Annotated in this window: 12 protein-coding genes; 11 read left to right on the top strand and 1 reads right to left on the bottom strand. The window is 44.4% G+C overall.

Features of this window, described 5'->3' with window-relative positions:
• The first annotated feature begins 146 nt into the window (after positions 1-146).
• The 8 genes from ACEN9X_RS03475 (at position 147) to ACEN9X_RS03440 (ending at position 18,689) form a co-directional block, all read left to right on the top strand.
• Positions 147-2,897, top strand: coding sequence for a hypothetical protein (locus ACEN9X_RS03475; RefSeq protein ID WP_413669090.1), 2,751 nt, complete (start codon positions 147-149; stop codon positions 2,895-2,897).
• Between the two features lie 5 nt (positions 2,898-2,902).
• Positions 2,903-5,713, top strand: a complete 2,811-nt coding sequence (locus tag ACEN9X_RS03470; protein WP_413669089.1) for a glycosyl hydrolase family 95 catalytic domain-containing protein — start codon at positions 2,903-2,905, stop codon at positions 5,711-5,713.
• Between the two features lie 384 nt (positions 5,714-6,097).
• Positions 6,098-9,580, top strand: coding sequence for a malectin domain-containing carbohydrate-binding protein (locus tag ACEN9X_RS03465; RefSeq protein ID WP_413669088.1), 3,483 nt, complete (start codon positions 6,098-6,100; stop codon positions 9,578-9,580).
• Between the two features lie 9 nt (positions 9,581-9,589).
• Positions 9,590-12,352 carry a family 78 glycoside hydrolase catalytic domain gene (locus tag ACEN9X_RS03460; protein WP_413669087.1) on the top strand — a complete coding sequence of 921 codons (2,763 nt, stop codon included), beginning with the start codon at positions 9,590-9,592 and terminating at the stop codon, positions 12,350-12,352.
• Positions 12,353-12,365: 13 nt separating this feature from the next.
• Positions 12,366-13,487, top strand: coding sequence for a glycosylase (locus ACEN9X_RS03455; RefSeq protein ID WP_413669086.1), 1,122 nt, complete (start codon positions 12,366-12,368; stop codon positions 13,485-13,487).
• Positions 13,484-15,883, top strand: coding sequence for a beta-galactosidase GalB (gene galB, locus ACEN9X_RS03450; protein ID WP_413669085.1), 2,400 nt, complete (start codon positions 13,484-13,486; stop codon positions 15,881-15,883). Before ACEN9X_RS03455 ends, galB begins: the two co-directional genes overlap by 4 nt.
• 313 nt (positions 15,884-16,196) lie before the next feature.
• Positions 16,197-17,753, top strand: a complete 1,557-nt coding sequence (locus ACEN9X_RS03445; RefSeq protein ID WP_413669084.1) for a sodium:solute symporter — start codon at positions 16,197-16,199, stop codon at positions 17,751-17,753.
• Positions 17,754-17,765: 12 nt separating this feature from the next.
• The gene (locus ACEN9X_RS03440) at positions 17,766-18,689 is read left to right on the top strand and encodes a dihydrodipicolinate synthase family protein (protein WP_413669083.1); all 924 of its coding nucleotides are present in this window, start codon (positions 17,766-17,768) and stop codon (positions 18,687-18,689) included.
• 232 nt (positions 18,690-18,921) lie between these two features.
• Here ACEN9X_RS03440 and ACEN9X_RS03435 read toward each other — a convergent pair whose 3' ends face one another.
• Complete coding sequence (locus ACEN9X_RS03435) at positions 18,922-19,815, bottom strand: AraC family transcriptional regulator (protein ID WP_091211041.1); 894 nt, start codon at positions 19,813-19,815, stop codon at positions 18,922-18,924.
• Positions 19,816-20,252: 437 nt separating this feature from the next.
• Here ACEN9X_RS03435 and ACEN9X_RS03430 point away from each other — a divergent pair, with 437 nt between their 5' ends.
• The 3 genes from ACEN9X_RS03430 (at position 20,253) to ACEN9X_RS03420 (ending at position 26,029) form a co-directional block, all read left to right on the top strand.
• Positions 20,253-20,918 carry a DUF3826 domain-containing protein gene (locus tag ACEN9X_RS03430; protein ID WP_413669082.1) on the top strand — a complete coding sequence of 222 codons (666 nt, stop codon included), beginning with the start codon at positions 20,253-20,255 and terminating at the stop codon, positions 20,916-20,918.
• Between the two features lie 104 nt (positions 20,919-21,022).
• Positions 21,023-24,208 (top strand): SusC/RagA family TonB-linked outer membrane protein, encoded by a 3,186-nt coding sequence (locus ACEN9X_RS03425; protein WP_413669081.1) that lies wholly within the window; start codon positions 21,023-21,025, stop codon positions 24,206-24,208.
• Positions 24,209-24,220: 12 nt separating this feature from the next.
• Positions 24,221-26,029 carry a RagB/SusD family nutrient uptake outer membrane protein gene (locus ACEN9X_RS03420; RefSeq protein WP_413669080.1) on the top strand — a complete coding sequence of 603 codons (1,809 nt, stop codon included), beginning with the start codon at positions 24,221-24,223 and terminating at the stop codon, positions 26,027-26,029.
• The last annotated feature ends 52 nt before the right edge of the window (positions 26,030-26,081 follow it).

The following is a 26,081-nucleotide window of genomic DNA, read 5'->3' as shown; positions in this document are numbered from 1 at the left end:
ATCAGATGAAATTGCAGCAGCGTACTGATATTTTTGAATACTATACAACCAATTAAGTTCACAACCAAAGGTATCATTTAAGATGCTGAAGCCTTCATTCAAATCAACGGAACGGGCTTTGGTAAGCCTGTTTAACACGAATGAAAATGAAGATATCTAATCGTTTCCTGTTGCTGTTATTTACGCTCATCTTTTGTTTTTATTCAAACGTACAAGCTCAAAACCAATCAAAAAAAATTACCATTGTTACCTTGCCTCAGCATCACGCGAGGATAAGTTACGGTGTACAAAAGTTAACGCTGGCCCTGCAACACGTCGGATATTCCGTTACCGAACAATCTTATAAAGGCGTAATGCCTTCAGGTAATGCCATAGTTGTTGGTTTGCTCGCGGATGCCCCGGTTAAGAAACTGGTTGGCGCTGCAAATAATCGCCCGGGAAAAGAGGGTTTTATCATCTGTGATAACGGCCTCAAAAATAAACTGCTGATAGCAGGTGCCGATAATTCCGGCGCACTTTATGGCTGTCTTGAATTGGCAGATAGGATCGACATCAATAAAAAACTCCCGGTAAATATTAACCTGCACGACCAGCCCGAAATGGTTTTGCGGGGTACCTGTATCGGTGTGCAAAAGCCTGCCTTACTTCCTGGTCGCGGTACTTATGAGTACCCTTACACACCGCAAAACTTCCCGTGGTTTTATGACAAGGCTTTATGGATCCGTTACCTGGATTCGTTGGCTCATAACCGCATGAACTCTTTGTATTTATGGAATGGGCACCCCTTCGCCTCGCTGGTGCGGGTAAAGGAATATCCTTATGCCGTTGAGGTTGATGATGCCATCTTTAAGAAAAACGAAGAGATTTACAGCTTTTTGGCCGATGAAGCTGATAAACGTGGCATCTGGCTTATCCAGGGATTTTACAACATCATCGTATCCAAACCCTTCGCCGAAAAAAATAACCTGAAAACGCAGGACAGGAACCGGCACATCGTACCCATTATTGCCGATTATACCCGTAAATCTATCGCTGCCTTTGTGCAGAAATACCCTAATGTAGGTCTGCTGGTTACGTTGGGAGAAGCCATGGAGGGTGTTGGGCAGGATGATGTCGACTGGTTTACCCAAACGATAATTCCCGGAGTAAAGGATGGTTTGAAGGCCTTGGGGCGTAAAGATGAACCGCCGATCGTGCTTCGTGCACATGATACCGACGCGCCCAATGTAATGAAATATGCCAAACCGCTTTATTCAAATCTATATACCGAGGCAAAATATAATGGCGAGGCCTTAACCACTTATGAACCGCATGGCCCCTGGGCCGACCTGCACCGCACGCTGAGCAGTATTGGTACCGTACAAATAGAAAATGTGCATATAATGGCCAACCTGGAGCCTTTCCGCTATGGTTCGGCGGATTTTATCCAGAAATGCGTGCAGGCTATGCATACTATTTATGGGGCAAATGCATTGCATTTATACCCGCAGGCATCATATTGGGATTGGCCTTACACCGCTGACAACACAGGCAGAAAGCGCTTGTTACAGTTGGACAGGGATTGGATCTGGTACAAAGCATGGGCCCGTTATGCCTGGGATAACAAACGGGACAGGGCTGGTGAAATAAGCTATTGGGCAAAGCAACTGGCCGATAAATATGGATGTGATCAGGCTAACGGCGAGGCAATTTTAAAAGCTTACGAAGAGTCGGGCAATATTTCGCCCGAACTATTGCGCCGTTTCGGCATCACTGATGGTAACCGCCAAACCATGACCCTGGGGATGTTGATGAGCCAATTGGTTAATCCCGAAAAATACGGTCTGTTCTCTTTGTTGTATAATTCGGAAGGGCCTGTTGGCGAAATGATGAGTGTGTACGCCGAAAAGGAATGGAAGCACCAACCGCACACCGGCGAAACTCCGGTTAAGGTTATTGACAGTGTGATACTTCAAGGCAAAAGAGCTGTTGAAGCTATCGACAAAGCGTCGGCGGGGATAAAAAAAGACAATGCCGAGTTTGCCCGTTTAAAAAATGATATGTATTGCTATAACGCTATGGCCAATAGTTATGCCTATAAGGCAAAGGCCGCTTTATGGGTACTGCGTTATAAATATTCGGATAACGTTGCCGACCTGGAAAAGGCTTTGCCCGAGTTGCAAACCAGTTTGGAGTATTATAAACAACTGGTAAAACTAACCGAAAATACTTACCTGTATGCCAACAGCATGCAGACTAAACAGCGCAAAATCCCGGTTGGTGGTAATGATGCCAAAATGAAAACCTGGGTCGAGCTTTTGCCTGTTTACCAAAAGGAACTGGACAATTTTAAACGGAATATCGATTCGCTGAAATCGCCGCAAACGCAGCAAAAACAAAAAGAGGTGGCAGTTTTGAAGGATGCACCTGTAAAATTTGAAAATAGTAGCAGTTATCAGCTAAATGCGGGCGAAGTGGTTTACGCCGATACAATCGCCCCGATAAAAAATACCGCCAAAGAATTGGCAGGTTTAAAAGGGATCAAGCTATCCAAAGCAGATCAGCAAAAGAACGGAACTACGATCAGTTTTAAAAATGATAAGCCGGTAAAAGTGCTGGTCGGTTTTTTCAATAGCAAGCTGCCGCAATACTTGCCCGAGCCGCAACTGGAAACAGATGCCAGTGCCAACGACTACGGCCAGGCCGATATTAAGATTGCCAATGCTATTCAAATTGATGGCCTGCCGCCTGTAAATATTCATACGTACACCTTTAAAGCCGGGTCAAATACCCTTACCTTAGGTAAAGGAGCCGCCTTGGTTTTGGGTATTGTTGATGCAGATGCCAATGTGCCGGTTTACGATGCGGGCCTGAGTAATGAAGGTAATATCAAAGATTTACGCTGGCTTTTTAATTGAGACTAATGAAAAGCAGGAAGAGTTTATTTATTGCGATATTCGTGTTTGGGGTTCTGCAGGCCTTTGCCCAATCGCAACCACTAAAGCTTTGGTATAAACAACCCGCCCAAAAATGGACTGATGCTTTACCTATTGGTAACGGCCGTATAGGGGGCGTGATCTATGGTGGTGTTGCCGAAGACCATATCCAATACAACGAACAAACCCTATGGACAGGCGGCCCCCGCGACTATAACCGTAAAGGAGCCGTGAAATATCTGGAGCCTATCCGCAAGCTGCTTTCCGAAGGCAAACAAGCCGAAGCGGAAGCAATGGCCCAGCAGCATTTTATGGGGATGAAAAGCAATGAGTTGGGCTATGCTGCTGATTCGGCAAAGTGGGTTAGTATGATGTTTGCTATGTATGGTCCACAGGATGAGATGATGCGTGATGATAGCTGGAAAACCGTCACACTACCTACAGAACAGGGTTGGGAAGCTCAACCCGGATTTGAGGGTATAGATGGTGCAGTTTGGTTCATTAAGCATTTTAATATTCCTGCCGGGTGGAAGGGGAAAAATTTAGTAATTAGCTTAGGCAGGATACGTGACATAGACCGAACCTGGTTTAACGGAGATTACATTGGCACTACTTCGGGTAATGGTTATAGAAAATACGTCATCCCTGCTAATAAATTATTTGTTGGAGATAATAAACTTGCAATGCAGGTAATCAACTTTTACGATAAGGGTGGCTTTACAAGTAACGCCAAAACTTTATCAGTTTATCCTGAAGGACGTGAAAGCGATGCGATTAGTCTTGCCGGTCAATGGAAATATTTTATACAGGATGATAACCCACCTGCATATCCCCGCTACAATGCCGATTACCAGCCTTTTGCCGATTTGTACCTGCAATTTCCTAAGCAGGAAATAACAGATTATAAACGAGACCTTGACCTTACAAATGCTACTGCTCATGTAAGCTATCAGGCAGATGGCGTTAACTATACCCGCGAATATTTCAGCAGTGCTCCCGATCAGGTGATGGCAGTACATCTCACCGCTGATAAGCCGGGCAAAATTACGGTGAAAGCCTTATTGAGCAGTCTGCATAAAAACTATGTCATCCGTGAAGTTGATGATCACACGCTGGCGCTGTCATTAAAAGTAAAGGACGGTGTTTTACGTGGCGTGAGTTATCTGCATGTACAGGCCATAGGTGGTAAGGTTATGGTTACGTCGAAAAATATTTCGGTTGCGGGAGCTAATGAAGCAACTTTTTATCTTACGGCAGCAACCAATTTTAAAAACTATCATGATGTATCGGGCAACCCGGAGGCCATCTGCAAAACTCAAATTGCAGCTATAGCGCATAAGAGTTATGCAGCTGTCAAGGCTGCCCATATCAAAGACTATCAAAAGTATTTCAATACGTTTTCTATCGATTTAGGCAAGGGTGAAAATGCTGATCTGCCTACAGATGAACGGATCCTGAAATTTGGCCACTCGCCCGATCCTTCGTTTATCAGCCTGTATATGCAATACGGCAGGTATTTGCTGATTTCGTCGTCAAGACCGGGCAACGGGCCTGCAAACTTGCAGGGTTTGTGGAATAACCTGCTTACACCGCCATGGGGCAGCAAGTTCACCACCAATATCAATCTCGAAATGAATTACTGGCCTGCCGAGCTGCTTAACTTATCAGCTTGCAGCGAGCCTTTTTTTAGCATAGTTGATGACCTCGCTAAAACCGGGCATGAAACCGCTGTTGAGCATTACGGCGCGCCGGGTTGGGTATTGCACCATAATACAGATCTATGGTGTGGTACTGCACCGGTTAATGCTTCCAATCATGGCATTTGGGTAAGCGGGGCAGCCTGGCTTTGCCATCAGTTGTGGGAGCATTATTTATACAGCGGCGATAAGGATTTTCTGCAAAAGCGGGCATACCCTGAAATGAAGGGTGCGGCTGAGTTTTTCGTACACTTTTTAGTAAAAGATCCTAAAACCGGCTATCTGATCAGCACACCATCCAATTCGCCCGAGCATGGCGGTTTGGTTGCGGGTCCGACGATGGATCACCAGATTATCCGTGATCTGTTTAAAAACTGCATCGAAGCAGCCAAAGTGCTGAATATCGACAAGGCCTTTGCGGATACGCTGAAACTCAAGTACAGCCAGATAGCACCCAATAAAATAGGTAAATATGGCCAGTTACAGGAGTGGTTGGAAGACAAGGACGATACCACAGATACCCATCGCCATGTTTCGCATATGTGGGGCGTTTATCCCGGAACGGATATCACGCTTAAAACTCCTGAACTGCTGAAAGCAGCCGAACAATCCATGAAATACCGGGGCGATGAAGGCACCGGCTGGAGCATTGCCTGGAAGGTAAATATCTGGGCGCGGATGCACCAGGGCGATCATGCTTATCTCATGTTAAGCAAACTGCTGTCGCCTGCCGATGTAAGTTCGGGCAAGGAAAAGGGGGGAGTTTACCATAATTTATTTGATGCGCACCCACCTTTCCAGATCGATGGCAACTTTGGTGGTGCGGCCGGTTTGGCCGAAATGCTGCTCCAAAGCCAGGGCGATGATATTGAATTACTGCCAGCCTTACCAACAGCGTTGCCTCGGGGAAGCATAAAAGGCATTTGCGCAAGAGGCGGTTTTGTGCTGGATTTTGAATGGCAAAATGGCCGGTTAATAAGTTTACAGGTGCTTTCCAAATTGGGCAAAGCCTGTCGTTTAAATTACGCCGGAAAAACGATCAATCTCGAAACTCAAAAAGGTAAAAGCTATCGCTTTGACGCTGATCTGAAACAATTGTAAAAGATGGGCGAAACGCAGGAATATCGCAGCGAGATAGTGGGAAAAGAACAAAGTTTTTTGGGACTGTGTGATTCCCTTCTTGAGAGCTGCTGTGTGTACTACACAACTCTTAAATTTTATCATTAAAAAAAAATGTCATTTCGAACGAACCAGGGTGGGATTTATGTGTCGGAGGTGAGGAGAAATCTTCTACGCCCTGCTTTTACAGGTATGGTTGTACAGCGAGATGCAGAAGATTTTTCTTTCGCGCCTCCTCTCAGCCCGCCCCAGCTCTATCGAAATGACATTTTATTTTTCTTGAAAAGATGTGTATGTACAGTAGTTCGTGAGAGGAGTAGAGGGGTGTGTTTCCCTTTTTTTAAACTGATAACTTCACTACTGCTTTTGCTCTTTTTTTCCAGTAGTTACCTTTTTGCACAGCGTAGTGAAATCTCATTAAACACCAATTGGAAAAGTATTGCCGATGATAATAACCCAAAGGCAAATACCGGTTTTGAACAAGCGAGATTTAATGACACTAAATGGCAAACGCTAAACGTACCTCATAATTGGGACACCTACGAAGGCTATCGCCGCCTGAAACATGGAAACAGGCACGGTACGGCTTGGTACCGCAAAATATTCCCGCTTGAAAACAAGCAAAACGATAAACGATATTTCCTTTGGTTCGAAGGAGTTGGTTCTTATGCCACGGTTTGGCTCAATGGCAAACAGGTTGGCTATCATGCCGGTGGACGCACATCTTTTACCATTGATATAACGGATGCTATCAAAGCAGGTAAGAAAAACCTGTTATGTGTCAAAGCAGATCATCCTTCGTTCATCAAAGATCTGCCCTGGGTTTGTGGCGCTTGTTCGGATGATCCGGGTTTTTCGGAGGGTTCGCAACCCATGGGGATCTTCAGGCCGGTTCATTTGATAGTTACCAATGCCATCAGGATTGAACCTTTTGGCGTCCACATCTGGAATGATACTACCGTTCGCGAAAAATCGGCTACCCTTAATCTCGAAACTGAAGTTAAAAACTACAGCGGCAAGCCATCTAAAATAACCATCACCAATAGCTTGATTGATGTTAACGGCAAAACCATCGCCCAAGCAAAAACAAATAAAACACTAAGTGCGGGAGAGACTAACGTAATAAGTCAACAATTTGCCGATGTTAGAAACGTGCAGCTATGGTCGTTAGAAAAACCTTACCTGTATTATGTATTAACAGAAGTTTGGGCCGCTGGAAAACTGATCGACAGAACGCAAACGCCGTATGGTATCCGTTGGATCAGCTGGCCCATTGGCAGGAACAATAACGACAATCGTTTTTATCTCAACGGAAAGCCTGTTTTTATCAATGGCATTGCCGAGTATGAACACCTGATGGGGAAAAGCCATGCTTTTAGCGACCAGGAAATTAAAGCACGGGTGATGCAGGTAAAAGCTGCCGGTTTTAATGCGTTCAGGGATGCACATCAGCCGCATAACCTGGCTTATCAGCAGTATTGGGATAAGCTGGGCATTTTATGGTGGCCGCAATATTCGGCTCATATCTGGTACGATTCGCCGGAGTTCAGGGCCAGTTATAAGGCTTTACTGGTTGATTGGGTAAAGGAGCGGCGCAACAGCCCGTCGGTTATATTATGGGGTTTACAGAATGAAAGCAAACTGCCTGCCGATTTTGCCCGTGAATGCAGCGAGATCATCCGCAAGCTTGACCCTACGGCTTCATCGCAACGCAAAATAACAACCTGTAATGGCGGCGAAGGTGCCGATTGGGATGTGCCCCAAAACTGGACAGGCACCTACGGGGGCAACCCGCTTACTTATGGCGATGACCTGAAAAAACAAATATTGGTGGGCGAGTACGGCGCGTGGCGAAGTCTCGGCTTACATACCGAAGGCCCTTTTAATGCAAACGGTCCGCTAAGTGAAGACCGGATGACGCAGCTTATGGAAACCAAAATCCGCATGGCCGAATCTGTAAAAGACAAGGTTGCGGGGCATTTTCAATGGCTGCTGTACTCGCATGAAAACCCCGGCAGGACACAAGGCGGCGAGGGGCAGCGCGAGCTCGACAGGGTAGGCCCCGTCAATTACAAAGGGTTGTTTACGCCATGGGGCCAACCTACCGATGCTTTTTACATGTACAGGGCCAACTATGCGCCAAAGCGTAAAGAGCCGGTGGTTTACATCGTATCGCACACCTGGCCAAATCGCTGGCTTACTCCGGGTAAAAAGGATAGCATCATTGTTTATTCCAATTGTGATGAGGTGGAGTTATTTAATGATATCGACCATGAGTCATTAGGCCGGAGAAAACTACAGGGTATCGGCACGCATTTTCAATGGGATGGCGCGGATATTAAATACAATGTATTATACGCAGTGGGATATGTTAATGGTAAGCAGGTAACTCACGATGAGATCATGCTGAATCACTTGCCATCTGCCCCTCATTTATCAAAAGAAAATTCCACTATACTGCAACCACAAGCTGGTTACAATTATTTATACAGGCTCAATTGCGGCGGCCCGGATTATACCGATACCTACGGCAGCATCTGGATGGCCGACAGGCATCAGGATAATAAACAACAACCCGGCTCCACATCGTGGACGGATGATTGCCCCGGTATGCCATCCTTTTTCGCCAGCCAGCAACGCACTTTTGATAGGATTAGCGGAACTGCTGATGGAGAACTGTTCCAAACATTCAGGTATGGCTTAGATAAATTAAAATTCAATTTCCCGGTACTCGATGGTGATTACCGTATCGAACTATATTTTACCGAACCCTGGTATGGTACCGGCGGTGGAATGGATTGCACTGGCTGGCGTTTGTTTGATATAGCCGTGAATAGTAAAACCATGATCCACGATCTTGATATTTGGAAAGAAGCAGGATATGCAAAAGCGCTTAAAAAAAGTATTACCGCGCATGTTACCGGTGGGATGCTAACGATTTCTTTTTCAAATGCTGCAGCAGGTGAAGCTATCATATCTGCGATAGCAATCAGTACTTTAAACAAAACAATCAAGCCGCAATTGGCGGCTTCGGGAATAATCGGCCAACTGCAGAGCAATGACAAATGGGCAATAAAAAGCTGGTTGGATATCGGCCAAAAACAATACACCGATGCCGGGGTAACTTTTAACGATCTTCCGCCGGTATTTTATGGTGCCGATTGGATAAGTACGAGCAATTCAGCCCAAGTACAAACAGGCTCATTTACTTTAAATGCTGATGCCGATGTTTATGTAGCTACGGATGTATCGGCATCGCAAAGGCCAGCCTGGCTCTCGGGTTATGAAAATACCGGCTTATTTGTAAAAACCGATGCTGATGGCGGGCGTCAATTACCTGTTTACAGAAAGCGCTTCAAGAAAGCGGATGTAGTCGCTGTAGGCGAAAATAAAGGGAAGTTCATGTACACCGTGGTGGTACTGCCCGTTACTTCGCTGCAACCCGCAACTGATCTTCGTAAAATCGTGAGCTATAAAGCCGAGACTGCCGAATTAAAAGGAAGTGGCGCAAGCGGCGATACCTTGAACGGCAAAAAAGTAGTTAAATTTAGCAGCGGTGCGGTCGGTAGTGTGGCATTCGCGTTAACACCGGGTGTTGCCGATCTGTATGCCCTGCGCATCAAATATTATAACCAAAGCAATCAAACTTTTACAGCAAAAATGCAGCTACTGGCTGCCGATGGTACGGTGATGAAGGAGGAAGAATTGAGTTTTAAACCGGTTGCCAAAAATAAATCGGGTACGGTTGCAACCAATACGGGCACGAGTATCAACGCGGGTAATTATAAACTGGTGATCACGGGCATTAAAGCTGATGGTTTGGCTGTTTCGGGCATTGAAATGCAATAAAATATTAAAATGAAAAGAAAAATCTGCCTGTTATTTCTACTGCTGCCTTTCGGCGCTTTTGCTCAAAAGCTGAAGGTGCTTAATCTGCAATGCGAGTACAAAACAAACCCGTTAGGTATTGAATCGGCTAAGCCGAAGCTTAGCTGGCAAATGCAAAGCGATGCCCGTAATACAACGCAAAGGGCTTACCGGGTTTTGGTTGCCGATGACGCAGCTAAGCTCACAAATAACAATGCCGATATCTGGGATTCGGGAAAGGTACCATCAAACAGATCATTACAAATAGCTTGCAATGGCAAGGCGATGCAAGCCGCCGAAACGTATTATTGGAAGGTAATGGTTTGGGATAACCATGGCAAAGCATCTGCATGGAGCAGTATTGCCAGCTGGCAAATGGGCTTGCTCACAAAAGCCGACTGGCACGGTGCCGATTGGATAGCCTATGATAAATTGCCCGATTCATCGGCCATTGCGCCGTTTTACCATGGCAAGGGGCCTAAAAAGCTGGGTGCTGCTAATGATGTTTTGCCTTTGATGCGTAAGGCATTTAATGTGGAGGGTAAGCTAAAAAAAGCCACACTTTATTTATGCGGGTTAGGTCATTTTGAATTGAGTTTGAATGGTAAAAAAGTAGGCGATCATTTCCTTGATCCGGGATGGACAAAATATGATCAACAGGCCTTATATGTGTCTTTTGATGTGACGAGTCAACTGATCGCCGGTAAAAATACCATTGGCGTAATGCTGGGCAATGGATTCTACTATATCCCACGCGACAGGCGTTACCGCAAGCTTACCGGCGCTTTTGGTTATCCTAAAATGATCTGTCGTTTATTGTTGGAGTATGATAACGGCCGGGTGGACAATGTGGTAAGTGATGGTTCATGGAAAACAGCTTCTTCGCCGGTTACATTCAGTAGCATTTATGGGGGCGAGGATTATAATGCCAACCTTGAGCAACCGGGTTGGAATACCAACAGTTTTGATGATTCAAACTGGCGCAGCGTGATTAAAGTAGATGATGTACCACAGCTTAACGCGCAAATGGCCGAGCCTTTAAAGATCATGCAGGAGCTTGCTCCAAAAAGCAAAAAACAGCTCAATAATGGGGCATGGGTGTATGATCTCGGCCAAAATTTTTCAGGAATCCCGCAAATTAGCGTTCAGGGCAAAAAAGGAGATACCGTGCGGATTATTCCCGCCGAATTGGTGAATGAGGATGGCAGCGCTAATCAGAAAGCATCCGGCAGTCCTCATTATTACAGTTACGTGTTGAAGGGTAACGGTGTTGAAACCTGGCACCCCTTGTTTACTTATTACGGTTTCAGGTATTTGCAGGTACAGGGCGCGGTTTCTGCAAACGAGAGTAATACTCAGAAACTGCCGGTAATTGTTGATATTAAAGGTTTGCACACACGTAACTCAGCAGCAACAGTTGGGAGTTTCGCTTGCTCCAACGAGCTGTTCAATAGAACTTTTAAACTAATAGACTGGGCCATGAAAAGCAATATGGCCAGCGTGTTTACCGATTGCCCTCACCGCGAAAAGCTTGGCTGGCTGGAAGAAGCACACCTGGTTGGCAGTTCTCTGCATTATAATTATGATATCGTGGGCCTGGCGCGTAAATGCATCAATGATATGCGCATCTCCCAAACCGAAGACGGGCTGATCCCAGAGATCTCGCCCGAATATGTAAAGTTTGATGAGCCTTTCCGCGATTCGCCCGAATGGGGAAGCAATGCAGTGATCCTGCCCTGGTATGTATACCAATGGTATGGCGATAAAGAGGTGCTTGCTCAAAACTATGAGATGATCAAACGATATTTGGCCTACCTCGATAAAAAATCTCAAAACCATTTATTGTACCAGGGCCTGGGCGATTGGTATGACCTCGGCCCAAATCCACCGGGTGTTTCGCAATTAACACCGCAGGGTATTACGGCTACTTCGCTTTACTATTATGACCTTGATATAGCAGGAAAAATAGCAACCCTGCTCGGCAAAAGCGATGATGCCGCATCATACAAAAAGCTCGCTGCCAAAGTTAAACAGGCTTACAATCAAAAGTTTTTTAATGCCGAAACCAAACAATACGGCACCGGCAGCCAGGCTGCTAATGCCATGTCTGTTTATGCCGGATTGGTTGAGCCGCAATACAAAGCGGCGCTAGTGAACAATATTGTAAAAGACATCCGCGACCATGGTAATGCCCTTACCGCCGGTGATATTGGTTACCGTTACCTGCTTCGTGTGCTGGATGATGAAGGCCGCTCGGATGTGATCTATGATATGAACAGCCGTGCCGATGTGCCCGGCTATGGTTACCAGCTTGCCCATGGCGCCACGGCCTTAACCGAATCATGGGCGGCACTTACATCGGTATCCAATAACCATTTTATGTTAGGGCATTTGATGGAGTGGTTTTACAGCGGTTTGGCTGGCATCCGCCCTGCAGATGATGCCATTGCCTTTAATAAAATAGAGATCAGGCCCGAAACGGTGGGTGATGTTACCTGGGCAAAAGCTAACTACAAATCGCCGTATGGCAATATTTTAAGCAGTTGGAAAAAGGATAATGGGCACTTTAAATTGGAAGTGGATATCCCTGCTAATACTACGGCAAGTATCTATTTGCCTGTAAATAGTAATGCCACAATTACTGTAGATGGGCAAAATATCAAAACGCGTCGTGATCTTAAGTTCATCGGTTATCACGATGGAAAGGCCGAAATAAAAGTAGGATCGGGTAACTATACATTCATCGCCAAATAATATTAAAACAAAAATGAAAAGCATCTTCAAATCATCCATAACCCTCTTTTGCGTTTTTTTAATGCTGAAGGTACGCGCCCAAGAGGTACCCGAAAAGGTGATGAAAAACATTTATGAACAGGTAAAAACCCCTCATAAATATGGCTTGGTGATATCGCCCAAAGATAATAGCCAGAAGGCCGATTGTCCTATGGTTTTTCGCCAGGGGGATAGCTGGTGTATGAGCTATATTATTTTTAACGGTCGTGGTTATGAAACCTGGCTGGCCGATAGTAAAGACCTGTTGCACTGGAAAACCCGCGGCCGTATCCTCTCATTTTCTGATGATACCACACGCTGGGATAATAACCAAAAGGCCGGTTATGTTGGCTTGCAGGATTATAAATGGGAAGGCTCGTACAAATTACAGCAATATGATGGCAAGTATTGGCTGTCATATTTCGGTGGACAAAGCAAGGGCTATGAGAAAGGTTTGCTGTCGATAAGCGTAGCTTCTACCGATCAGGATCCGGGTACCGCGCATGAATGGCAGGGATTAGATCATCCTGTACTGTCAAGCATCGACAAAGATGTAAGCTGGTGGGATAACCATACGCAATACAAGCAAACGATTATCTGGGATAAAAAGAAGCTGACCGGTCACCCTTTCATCATGTATTACAACGCCAATGGCGATAGTGTGAACAAAAAGCGCGGTGCCGAGCGGATTGGTATGGCCGTATCTGACGATATGCTGCATTGGAAACGTTTCGGCAAAGACCCTGTATTGAATCATGGCGACGGCATTACAGGCGATCCATACATTCAGCAGATAGGAAATGTGTACGTCATGTTCTATTTCGGGGCCTTTTGGAAAACCGGCGATTCTGGTGTGTTTAACCGTTTTGCCTGTTCTTATGACTTAGTACACTGGACGGATTGGACAGGAGAGAAGCTCATCCAATCATCTGAGCCTTACGATAATATGTTCGCCCACAAATCATGCGTGGTGAAGTATAAAGGCATAGTTTATCACTTTTATTGCGCCGTAAACAAAGCCGATCAGCGTGGCATAGCTGTGGCTACTTCAAAAGATCTGGGTAAAAGCGAGCTTAACTTTGTTGCGCCGCCTGTCAAGAAAAGCAAATCAAAATGAGGTTCCGTTATTTATATACGCTGTGTTTAGTGCTTTTTACGGCTGGATTTGCATCTGCTCAAAACGTGCGCAAAACAGAAAGTTTTAACACCTGCTGGAAGTTTTTTTTAGGCGATGATGCGGCTGCGAGCCAGGTGAAATTTGATGACAATCGTTGGCGAAAACTTGATCTTCCGCATGATTGGAGTATCGAAGGGAAATTCGACAGTAAAAATCCGACAACGCAGGCTGAGGGTGGGCTGCCTGCCGGTATCGGCTGGTATCGTAAAAGTTTTATAATCCCTGCATCGTCAAAAACTAAAACTATTTTGATTGATTTTGACGGCGTTTTTCACAACAGCGAAGTTTGGATCAACGGACATTATTTAGGCAAGCGGCCCAACGGCTATATTTCGTTTAGGTATGATTTGACGCCTTACCTCAAATTTGGAGCGCAGCAAAATGTGATTGCGGTTAGAGTTGATAACAGCGACCAGCCTAATTCACGCTGGTACACCGGGTCTGGCATCTACCGCAATGTATGGTTAACCACTGCCAATAAAATCCATCTGCCGCAATGGTCGTCATTTATAACCACGCCACAGGTTGATCGTCAAAAAGCGGAGCTCAATATTCGTACGGTATTACCGGGTTTGGTTGGCTCAAAACTCAGGCTCAAAGCTTCAGTTTTGGATGACAAGGGTAAGGTTGTGGGTACAATTACATCTTCAGTAATTGATACTGTAATTCAGCAGAACCTTAGGGTTATGAACCCTAAGCTATGGTCAATAAACCATCCCTACCTGTACAAAGTAAAGCTGCAGCTGATTGCTAATAATAAAGTTATTGATGATTATACCATCACTACTGGCATCCGTTATTTCAACTTTGACGCAGATAAAGGCTTCAGCTTAAATGGCGAACCGATGAAAATTCTCGGTGTGTGCCTGCATCATGATCAGGGCGCTTTAGGTACGGCTGTTAATACACGTGCTTTTGAACGGCAATTGGAGATATTAAAAGATATGGGCTGTAATGCCATCCGCACCTCGCACAATCCGCCGGCACCCGGACTGCTTGATCTGTGCGATAAAATGGGTTTCCTGGTGATGGATGAAGCTTTTGATATGTGGAAGAAGAAAAAAAGCAAACATGATTATCACGAGGACTGGGACGAATGGCACGTAAAGGACCTGCAAGACCAGGTTTTGCGCGACCGGAACCATCCATCTATTTTTGCCTGGAGCATTGGCAACGAGATCAGGGAGCAGTTTGATAGTACAGGCGTGAGCATTGGGCGCGAATTGGTAAAAATTGTAAAGCAACTGGATAATACCCGACCAGTTACATCGGCCCTGAGCGATGCCGACCCTAAAAAAAACTTCATTTACCAGTCGGGCGCACTTGATCTGGTTGGCTTAAACTATCACCAGGAAGTATACGCCGATTTTCAGAAAAACTATCCCGACCAAAAGTTTATCGGAACCGAAAATATGTCGGCATTGGCAACGCGTGGTCATTATGATATGCCGTCAGACAGCATCAGGCGCTGGCCGAAGGATGGTAAAACGCCTTTGAAGGATGGCAATGCCGATTTTACGGTATCGGCCTACGATAACGTATCGGCCTATTGGGGCTCAACGCACGAGGAAACCTGGAAGATCATCAAAAAGCATGATTTCCTCTCCGGGCTTTTTGTTTGGACAGGCTTCGATTACATTGGTGAACCTACCCCGTACCTGTGGCCGGCCCGAAGCTCATACTTTGGCATTGTTGATTTGGCCGGGTTCCCCAAGGATGTTTATTACATGTACCAAAGTGAGTGGACAAACAAACCCGTTTTGCACCTTTTACCGCACTGGAACTGGAAACCCGGTCAGTTGATTGATGTTTGGGCCTATTACAACAATGCCGACGAGGTAGAAGCTTTTTTAAACGGTAAATCAATAGGGGTAAGAAAGAAAACAGGTGATGATCTGCACGTAATGTGGCGTGTTAAATATGAACCGGGAGTGTTAAAAGCGGTATCCCGCCGTAACGGCAAAGTGGTTATGACCACGCAGGTTGTTACAGCCGGCGAACCTTACAAAATACAGCTTAAGGCCGATCGGCGTAAAATTAAAGCCGATGGTAAAGACCTGTCGTATATCACCGTATCTGTTCTGGATAAAAACAATGTGCCGGTGCCCGATGCTAACCAACTCGTAAAGTTTAAAGTAACCGGGCATGGTGTGCTGAAAGCTGTAGACAATGGTTCGCAAACGGATCTTGATCCTTTTGTATCCGATCAGCACCATTTGTTTAACGGTTTGGGGTTGGCTATTATCCAATCCAAAGCTGTTGCCGGGGAAATTACTGTTAGTGCTACTGCCGATGGGTTACAGGCGGGTAGCTTGATTATAGAAAGCGCGCGTTGATGAGCCATTAACTTACGAAAAAAAGCACGGGATTGCGCGATTCTCCTCTTGAGAGGGGCGGAGGGGTGTGTTTCTGCGTTTTGCTTGTCGATCACAGAAACACACCCCTGCTACCGCTCGTTCCTCCGCGCCCCTTCTCAAGAGGGGAGTTTTTAAAATCTCTTGTTTAATTAACCCCGCCGCCACTTAGCTCTGTGATAATATCCTACAATAGCCGGCGAAAATATTACAGTAAAGGCTAACCCCGGTACATTACATTTGTTATGCAATTTTAAACCATAATACTAAATTTACTGTACCACCCGATTAAAGCATGAGAGTGTTGCCCGTGTTAGATTTTACCATTATAGGTATTTACCTTATAGCGATGGTGCTGGTTGGTTTTTATTTTTCGCGTAAAAATAAAAATGCCGAGCAGTTCACCGTTGCATCTGGTTTAATACCGGGCTGGGCCATCGGTTTATCCATTTATGCCACTTTTTTAAGCAGTAACACCTTTTTGGGCGTTCCGGGTAAAGCCTACGGCGGCAACTGGAACGCTTTTGTATTTAGCTTATCCATGCCATTTGCAGCCTGGATAGCGGTTAAATATTTTATACCATTTTATCGTAATACCGGCAACATATCCGCTTATACGCACTTTGAAAAACGCTTTGGTCCCTGGGCAAGGGTTTATGCGGTTATTTGTTTTTTGCTTACGCAGATTGCCCGTATGGGTTCCGTGTTTTTCGGCATCGCGTTGAGTCTGCAGGCACTTACCGGTCTCTCTATGAAGATGATCATGATCGTAATGGGCATCTCCATTATCCTGTATACCGTATCCGGCGGAATTAAAGCAGTGATCTGGACAGAGGTGGTACAGGCCATTATCAAAACTTTAGGAGCCTTGCTCATCATTTATTTGGTGGTAAATAACATCCCTGGAGGCTTTGATAAGATCGTAGAAATTGGCAAAGCCGATCATAAATTTAGCCTGGGCAGTTTCTCACTTAACTTAACCGAACCAACATTTTGGGTGATCCTGTTCTACGGGTTCTTCATCAATCTCAACAACTTTGGGATGGATCAGAACTATATTCAGCGTTATCATGCGGCTACATCTACCAAACAGGCTGCCAAATCGGTATGGCTTTGCGTTGGTATTTATGTGCCGGCATCTTTCCTGTTTTTTGTAATAGGCTCATGCTTATATGCTTACTACAGCGAGCACCCCGATCTGATATTAAGCCTTAAACATCAGGTAGCTATTGAACGTTTGCCTGCAACGGCTTCGGCAAATGAGGTTGCAGCATTCATGGGTAAACTTACACCTGCCGATTACGGTGATAAGATCATGCCGCATTTTATGGTTACCAAAATCCCTGCGGGTCTGGTTGGTATTATCGTAGCAGCCATTTTATCGGCAGCCATGAGCACCATTAGTTCGGGCATGAATTCATCGGCTACCGTTTTTACTATCGATATCTACAAAAGATATTTTAAACCAAAACTCAACGAAAAAAACACGCTGAATGCATTGCATATCGGCACTGTGCTTTTCGGGTTCGCAGGTATGGCAGCCGGGATAGCCATGATAGGCGTAAAAAGCATCCTCGATTTATGGTGGCAGCTTTCGGGCATCTTTGCTGCCGGTATGCTCGGCTTATTTTTGCTGGGTATCATCAGCAGGCAAACCCGTAACCACGAGGCTATTATCGCCAGCATCATAGGTGTTTTGGTGATCCTTTGGCTTACTTTTCCGGCCCTCATCCCGGAGCAATATGCAGCTCTTCGCAGTACGTTAAATACCAATATGATCATTGTTGCGGGTACCCTCGCCATATTTTTAACAGGAATCTTTTTAACCAAAACAAGGGAGTTAACAGTTTAATTTAATCATCAAATGGAACAATCAAAAAAGGGTTTTATCCCGGTAATGTTAACGCCTTTTAAAGATAACGGTGCAGTTGATTATGTAGCACTTACCCGTCTTACTGAGATGTACCTGCATGCCGGTGCGGCCGGAGTGTTTGCCAATTGCCTCTCGAGCGAAATGTTTGAACTGAGTGGGGAAGAGCGCCTGGCAATCATCAAACACGTGGTTGAAACCGTTGACGGCGCTGTTCCGGTTGTGGCCACCGGCACCTTTGGTGGGCCGATTGAAAAGCAAGCCGATTTTATAAAAAGGGTGTATGATACTGGCACTTCGGCGGTAATAGCCATTACAAGTTTACTGGCCGATGCCAATGAGCCGGATACTGCACTTAACGATCGCGTATTTGACCTTTTTGATCAAACTGAAAATATCCCTTTAGGTTTTTACGAATGCCCGGTGCCTTACAAAAGGCTATTATCGGCCGAACAGCTTCAGCATTTTGTAGCGACCGGCAGGGTAATATATCATAAAGATACATGCCTTAACCTGAATGTGGTAAAACAGAAACTGGAGGCGAGTAAAATTAATCCGGCTTTTGGTTTGTATGATGCTTACATGGTTCACGCGGTTGAATCACTGAAAACGGGTTCGGCAGGATTGTCATGTATTCAGGGTAATTTTTTCCCGGAACTTATTGTTTGGTTATGTGATCATTATGCTGATGCGTCGCGTCAGCATGAGGTGGTAATGGTACAGGAGTTCTTAACCGAAAACATGGATGTGATGCATAATGTTTACCCGGTTATTGCTAAATATTATCTTACCAAACGCGGTTTGAAAATCACTACCACCACCCGCCGGGATGTTGGCTATTTTTCGCCGGCTATTCGTAATAAAATAGAAGATCTGTACACGAACTATACCACACTTCAAAGCGAGATAGGTATTTAATTAGTCTTAAGTCGAAAGTCTAAAGTAAGAAATCATGCTTTTTTACTTAGAAGCTGTTTGAATTTTGTTTGAGAAGATTTTATGTAGACGCATCACATGCGTCTCCAATGGGACAAGCCGCTTTATAAGTAATTAAGTCTAAGATTTGCATGCGGGAGACGCATGTGATGCGTCTCTACATTTAAAAATCGTCAAATCTAAACAACTTCTTATAACTTAAGACTTAACAAAATCAAGCAGAAATTGCCTGTTTTTGCCCTTTGATATAACGGCGTTTATACTCAAGCGGTGTCATCCCGGTAACCCGTTTAAAGTGACGGTAGAAGTTTGAAATATTGTTGTAACCGCATTCAAAGCACAATACTTCGGTAGGTAGCTTGTCCTCAATTAAGAAACGACAGGCGTGACTGATCCTGATCTCGGTTAAAAAATCAAAATATGTTTTCTTGGTCATCAGCTTAAAATACCTGCAAAAAGAGGTAACACTCAGGTTGCCGATGGCCGCTATCTTTTCCAGGCTAATCTCCTGTTTATAGTTGGCCAATGTATAGGAACATACTTTATTAAGGCGAATAGTATCCGATTCGTTGGATTGATGAAAGTCGCTGTGCGAGAGTGTTATCGGTTCGAAGTCCTCATTTTCGGCTAACACTTTCAATATCGAAAGCAGGATAATGATCCTGTCGAGATTGGTAGCTTCAGCTGCTTGCCGCATCAGTTTGGCCAGCTCGGTCTTTGCTTCTCCTTTGATGACCATGCCACTTTTAGCTTTTTCAAAAAGCTTGGGCAACATGAAAGCTTCGGGTAAATTTAACAAGTAACGGCCAAGACAATCAGGTAAAAAGTGGATCACGATCACTTCAACATTCAATCCAGAATCTGGTAAAAAGTATTCGTCCTTGCATCGCCAGCAGTGTGGCAGGGCTTCACCAAGCAATGTAATTTCGCCGGGCGAAAAATTGCTGATATTATCACCAATAAACCTAACCCCTTCGCCCTTTATTACGTAGTGTAATTCAAGCTCAGGATGGTAATGCCAGATGCCGCGGAAGGTGGGCAAAATATCATGCCGTATACTGAATGAATTTTGCGGTTTTACCGCAACCTTGAGAAAATGGGGCTTCATTTTGTAAAAATCAATAAAGGTTAGCAGGTCGGCCCACAATGAAGTATGCGCCGCGTTGGTTTATATTTTTAAAAGTAGCAATTTTTAATCAAACCCAATTTGCAGCAATGTAATTTTCTTTTGACAAAAATTTAGCTTTGCACGAAAAATGCGTTATGGTAAGATTGTATAATAAATAGATAAATACAAACAGGAAACGCAAAGGCTAACACGTGATATTTGTTAAAGCAACTTGTAAATCAGGCTGTAGGATACCAGGAAATATAAACCAATAAAATTAATTATACTTTTTAGCAGGCTTTTAGAACTGACAAGATTTTAATACTTAATTAATTGTGATATAAACAATTAATTGCTTAAAAAAATGGCAGGATACTATAAACTTTTTGAGGGCTTTTGTATAAGCTGTATAAAGAATTTAACCAATTAAAACACTCATGAAGCACTTTAAATACATAGCCATATTGTTATTATCAGTAGCAGGGAATGCCGCTTTTGCGCAAACCACAGCCGATAACAACTATATAAAGGTGATCACCGAACGCTCGAACAAAATTGTTACTGGAGCAGGCATTACCGACTCTGTAAAATTTAAGAAAGTACGTGATATTGTGGTTGCCCAGTACAACGATCTGAACACTGTTTACGATACGCGTAAAACAAAAGTAAACGATATCAAAACGCAAATGGCCGATGACAAGGCGGGGGCGAATGCCAAAATTGCCCTTGTGGATAGCGATGTGGTAAAGCAGGTAAAAGTACTGCATGCATCATATATCAAAAAGCTGAACAAAGAATTAAGTGCCAACGAGGTTGATAAGATAAAAGACGGCATGACCTACCGCATCTATCCAATCACCTACACCGCCTATCAGGACGAGATCCCCAACCTTACCGACGAACAAAAAGACAAAATAAAAGGCTGGCTGCTGGAGGCAAGGGAGAACGCGATAGACGCCGAATCATCAGAGAAAAAACATGCCTGGTTTGGCAAATTTAAAGGCCGCATTAATAATTATCTGTCTGCGCAAGGCTACGATATGAAAAAGGAGGGAGAAGAATGGCAGAAACGGATCAAGGAGCGGCAGGCCACAAAGCAATAATTTGAACTAACCTAATATTCCCGGTATCATGATATAAGCTTTAGCCGGGCAAACCAATTATACCAATTAATTAACCTGATCATGAAAATTAAATTATCAAGTTTATGAGAAAACTTTTCCTCTTACTTTCGGTGTTGCTGTGTTTGGGCAGTGCGCTAAAAGCCCAGGATCGTAACATAACGGGTTCCGTTGTGGACGAAAAAGGTGCTCCTTTGCCGGGAGTTGCCATACAGGTAAAAGGCAGCAACACAGGTACTATTACCAATGCCGATGGTAAATACTCTATTAAAGCTACTAACCTGCAATCCATTGTAGTTGGTGCTAAATTTCTTGGATACAACTACCAGGAAAAAACATTGAAGATTGGCGAAATGAACGCCGACTTTAAAATGCTACCATCACAAAATGCCCTCGATGAGGTTGTGGTAGTAGGTTATGGTACCCAGAAAAAAGTTCACTTAACAGGTGCGGTTGCCGCGGTGGATATGAAAACCATCCAGGATATCCCTACCACTAACCTTGCCGCTGCACTTCGCGGTACTAATGCTGCAGTAAGTGTTACCGGTGGTATTGCAAGGCCGGGACAAAGCGGAACAATCACCATCCGTAACCCCGTTTTCCTGGCAAAGAATGGCGGTAGTACAACACCGTTATACATTATTGACGGTGTACAACGTACCGAAGCTGACTTCAACCTGCTCGACCAAAGCGAGGTAGAGAATATTTCCATTCTGAAGGATGCTGCCGCTGCCATTTATGGTATTTTGGGTGCAAACGGCGTTATCGTTGTTACAACAAAACGCGGCCAGGCAGGTGGTCCAAAGGTGAGCTTCAGTTCATCCGTTGGTGTTGCCGATGCAATTCAATTGCCTAAAATGATGTCGGGCGTTCAGATGGCTACCTATTTGAATGATATTGAGCAAACACGATATAACCACACTATTACTCCCGAAGGTTACATTAACGGCGATTTAAGCAACAAAGACTTAAAATATTATACGCCTGATGAACTTGAGTACTTTAAAAACAATAATCAAAATTTCCTGGAGCAGGCATTTAAACCGGCAGTAACCAGCAGGAATGCGCTTAGCATAAGTGGCGGTAATGATAAGGTTACTTATTTTGCAGGCGCAAACTACGTAAACCAAAACTCCAACTTTAAAGGGGTAAACACCAACCGCTTCGGGTTTAGGGCCAGTGTTGATGCCAAGGTGGCAAAAGGTTTAAAATTGTCATTGTCATTGAGCGAAGACCTTGCCAAAAGCAAAATTTACTGGTACAAGCTTTCAAGCACCACCGAAAGCCCGGACAACGACTTTCTGTCGCTTAACCAGGCACCACCATGGCAAAAATATTTTATCGATGGGCACCCGGTATATTTAGGCACCAGCAATAACGATAACCTTAACTTCTTTGCTGTTCAAAATTCCAATAACTACACAAGTAACAATAATACTGTATTTAATGGTTTAGCCAATTTGAGTTACGAAATTCCGGGCATTAGTGGGTTAACTGCTAATGTAAGCTATAACCGCAATCTTAATAATGCTTTTAACAAGCAATATGGCTCAACATTTTACTATAACCAATATTCGGGCGAAGGCGACAATAACCATATTCCGGGAGGAACTGTGGTAGGTGTAAAAGCTATAAAAAATGGTGATAGGGTTCGCCTTACCCCTACAATGGCCGATAACTACCAGTTCAACGCCAATCTTACTTACCATAAGCGTTTTGGGGCGCATGAAATTACTGCACTGGCTTTGTATGAGCAATATGAATCATACAGCGAAGGCGTAGCAGCGGAAGCCGATGGTGTAATTGTAGGCGGAAAAGACAACCAAACATTCACCATTGGCGATCAATCATCAAACCAGGCTACGATGGTAAAAGAATACGGTCGTAAAGCTGTAGCCGGCAGGGTAAATTATGCTTATGCTGATAAATACCTGGTTGAATTGGCTATGAGGGCTGATGCCAATACCAACTTTGCACCGGGCCATCAATGGGGATATTTTCCTTCGGCTTCGGCAGGTTGGGTAATTTCAAAAGAGAACTTTTTTAAATCAATAAGCTTTGTTGATTTGTTGAAATTCAGGGGTTCGGTAGGTTTGTTAGGCTCGGATAATACGCCTTCGTTCTTATATGCTGTTAATTACCAGTTTGGTACCGGCAACAAAGGCGGTGCAGTTTTTGGCGGCAATGGCGACAGGGGATTGGGTGCGTTGTTAAACATCGCCATTCCGAATGCTAACCTAACCTGGGATCACGACTTAAAAACAAACTATGGTTTGGATGCTGCTTTCATGGGCAACCGCTTATCAATTTCTGCGGATTACTTCTGGGAGCACCGTTATGACATGCTTGCATCGTTAAATACTTCTGTTCCGGTAACTATCGGCGCAGCACCATCTGCCGAAAACTATGGTATCATCAATACTTTCGGTTACGAGATCTCTGCAAGCTGGAAAGATAAGATAGGATCAAATTTTAGCTATAGTTTCAGCCCGTTCTTTTCATGGAGCGATAATAAATACATCAAATATGACATAGCTGCAGCCCAGGTTGGCACTATTCAGGATTTGACAGGTAAATCAGGCGACCCGGGCACACTGGGTTACAAATCGCTTGGTATTATCCGTACACAGGCCGATGCTGATGCTATTATAGCACAACGGGCTGCCGCTGCCGGTGGCGCACAAAACGTTAAGATCTTTGGATATACACCTGCCCCAGGCATGATCAACTATGTTGATAAAAACGGCGACGGTATCATCAAGCAAAACGATCTCGGCGATCAGTTTTATTTAGGTCATAAAGCTTCAAACCATTACAATCTTGGTTTAAACTTCGGTGGCGCATATAAAACGTTGAGTTTAAACGTGGTTATGGGCATGAGTTGGGGTGGTACGCAATCAATAGAAAGTGCCGCTATTAAACAAGCTACCGCAAACCAAAACCGGCCTGTATTTTGGGCCGACCACTGGACGCCAACCAATACAAATGCTAGATATCCCGATCCGTATTACTCAGATGACGTAAGTGTTACAAGTGATTTCTGGTTTGTTAGTCCGTTCACCTGGAATATCTCCAGCGCTAACTTAAGTTACACCTTGCCTGCCGGTTTAACCAAAAGGCTCGGTATGTCAAGCATCAGGGCCTATGTGGTAGCTACAAACCCTATCAACTTTGTAAACCCGTTCCCTGATCATTATCGTGATATTTCATCACCATTTGGGGTGTATCCAAACTTACGTACAGTATCTTTTGGTTTAAACTTAGGCTTCTAAACTTTGAAAGACATGAAATTATTTAAAACCATATTTGCAGCTTTGATCGTATCAGCCCTGTTTACAAACTGTAAAAAGGTGCTTGATAAAGAGGATCTTACTCATAGTACCCCCGGTCAGGTGTTTAATGACTCAACAGTAGCCATATTAAACATTAATTATCTTTATACAGCTAATCAGCCCGGCTGGTTTGGCGACACCGGCGGCGCCATTGGCGGCGGCGGCGATAAGTGCGACGAATTTTACAGCGATAACGCGTACGTAAAAGGTACAGTTACTACTGAAACTGTTGGTGATATCGGTACCTCAGTAAACATCAGCAATAACTACGGCCGCATCCGTAATATCAACCAAACACTGCAAGACCTTGATGCCAGCACTTTACCGGCATCAACCAAAAACAGGTATAAGGCTCAGGCTTATTTTTGGAGGGCTTTCAGGTATTTTGATCTGGTAAGGTTATATGGCGGCGTTCCGCTGGTATTAAAGCCGTTGGACGCCATTGGACAGGATGCTAAAAACGCAGCTTTACTGCCCCGTAACAAAACTTCAGAGTGCTTTAAACAAATTGTGAGCGATTTGGATAGCTGCATCAAATATCTGCCTGCCAAATGGAGTGGAAGCGATTATGGCCGCATTTCATCGGCCGCTGCAGCAGCGTTTAAAGGTAGGGTATTGTTAACCTATGCAAGTCCCCAGTTTAATCCCAGCAATGATGCCGCCCGCTGGCAAACAGCTGCCGATGCCAATGATAAGGCAATGCAGATCTTGACAGCCAACAACTACGGCTTAAACCCATCTTACGATAATATGTGGTTTACCGAAAGCAGCAGCAACCCGGAGGCTATTTTGGTTACTGGTTATAATACTTCATCAACCGATCAAAACCAAAATAACAACACGTATGATAATGCAACCCGCCCGGCTTATTTGGGTACCAAAGGCGGTTCAAACCAGCCTACCTGGGATATTGTAAAATCATACCCGATGCTTGACGGTAAAGCACCTGGCACATCAACCAAATATACTTATGACGATTCGAAGTTTTTTGACAACCGCGATCCGAGGTTTAACAAAACTATTGCATACAATGGTTGTAACTGGCCCATAAACGGTAATACTTCATATCGCCTGTGGACTTACTTTTATTACAACAAGGCAGATGGTTCAGGTGTTAAAACTACCGAACCTGCATCAGCAACCAATTCCGGGTTTTATCTGCGCAAAGCTATCGATCCTAATATCAGCGTATCTAATGCGCAATATGTAGGTACCGATTGGATGGAGATCCGTTATGCCGAAGTTTTATTAAATCAGGCCGAATGTGCTGCTGCATTGGGTAATGTAACTACAGGCTATACCAATATTGCGGCAATAAGGAAACGTGCCGGCATTGAAGCCGGTGCTGATAACCAGTATGGTTTAAATGCAGGCATGAGCCCTGACCAGATGATCACTGCTATCATGAACGAACGTAAAATTGAGTTTGCTTTTGAAGGTAAACGCTACTGGGACCTTCGCCGCCGTAAATTGTTGGAAAGTACATTAAATGGCTCAAAAAGAACAGGTCTTACAGTTACCCTTAACAATAATGCAAGCGCTAAGGATTATATCACCGGCACACGTGATGCTTCGGCAGCCGCGTCATTGGATGCGTTGTATACCTCATCGTTTACTGTTAAAACCAAAACATTGGATTCATACAACATTGCGGTGCAGGCAGGTGATTACTTTTTCGGCATCCCTTCTGCGGCATTATTGAACAATATTAATTTACAACAAAACAACACTTGGGGTGGGCCGTTTGATCCGCTTCAATAACAAATTAATTGAACGATGGGTGCCTGCTAACCAATCAACAGAAAGAATATTA

The sequence above is a fragment of the Mucilaginibacter sp. Mucisp86 genome (genome assembly GCF_047324315.1).
Lineage (GTDB): Bacteria > Bacteroidota > Bacteroidia > Sphingobacteriales > Sphingobacteriaceae > Mucilaginibacter.
This window is presented reverse-complemented; position numbering and strand designations above follow the sequence as displayed.

Excerpts from the sequence above, each read along its gene's own strand:
- ACEN9X_RS03425 (WP_413669081.1), top strand. The coding sequence starts at position 21,023 with ATGAGAAAACTTTTCCTCTTACTTTCGGTGTTGCTGTGTTTGGGCAGT.
- ACEN9X_RS03440 (WP_413669083.1), top strand. The coding sequence starts at position 17,766 with ATGGAACAATCAAAAAAGGGTTTTATCCCGGTAATGTTAACGCCTTTT.
- galB (WP_413669085.1), top strand. The coding sequence starts at position 13,484 with ATGAGGTTCCGTTATTTATATACGCTGTGTTTAGTGCTTTTTACGGCT.
- ACEN9X_RS03420 (WP_413669080.1), top strand. The coding sequence starts at position 24,221 with ATGAAATTATTTAAAACCATATTTGCAGCTTTGATCGTATCAGCCCTG.
- ACEN9X_RS03470 (WP_413669089.1), top strand. The coding sequence starts at position 2,903 with ATGAAAAGCAGGAAGAGTTTATTTATTGCGATATTCGTGTTTGGGGTT.
- ACEN9X_RS03460 (WP_413669087.1), top strand. The coding sequence starts at position 9,590 with ATGAAAAGAAAAATCTGCCTGTTATTTCTACTGCTGCCTTTCGGCGCT.
- ACEN9X_RS03475 (WP_413669090.1), top strand. The coding sequence starts at position 147 with ATGAAGATATCTAATCGTTTCCTGTTGCTGTTATTTACGCTCATCTTT.
- ACEN9X_RS03445 (WP_413669084.1), top strand. The coding sequence starts at position 16,197 with ATGAGAGTGTTGCCCGTGTTAGATTTTACCATTATAGGTATTTACCTT.
- ACEN9X_RS03435 (WP_091211041.1), bottom strand. The coding sequence starts at position 19,815 with ATGAAGCCCCATTTTCTCAAGGTTGCGGTAAAACCGCAAAATTCATTC.
- ACEN9X_RS03455 (WP_413669086.1), top strand. The coding sequence starts at position 12,366 with ATGAAAAGCATCTTCAAATCATCCATAACCCTCTTTTGCGTTTTTTTA.
- ACEN9X_RS03430 (WP_413669082.1), top strand. The coding sequence starts at position 20,253 with ATGAAGCACTTTAAATACATAGCCATATTGTTATTATCAGTAGCAGGG.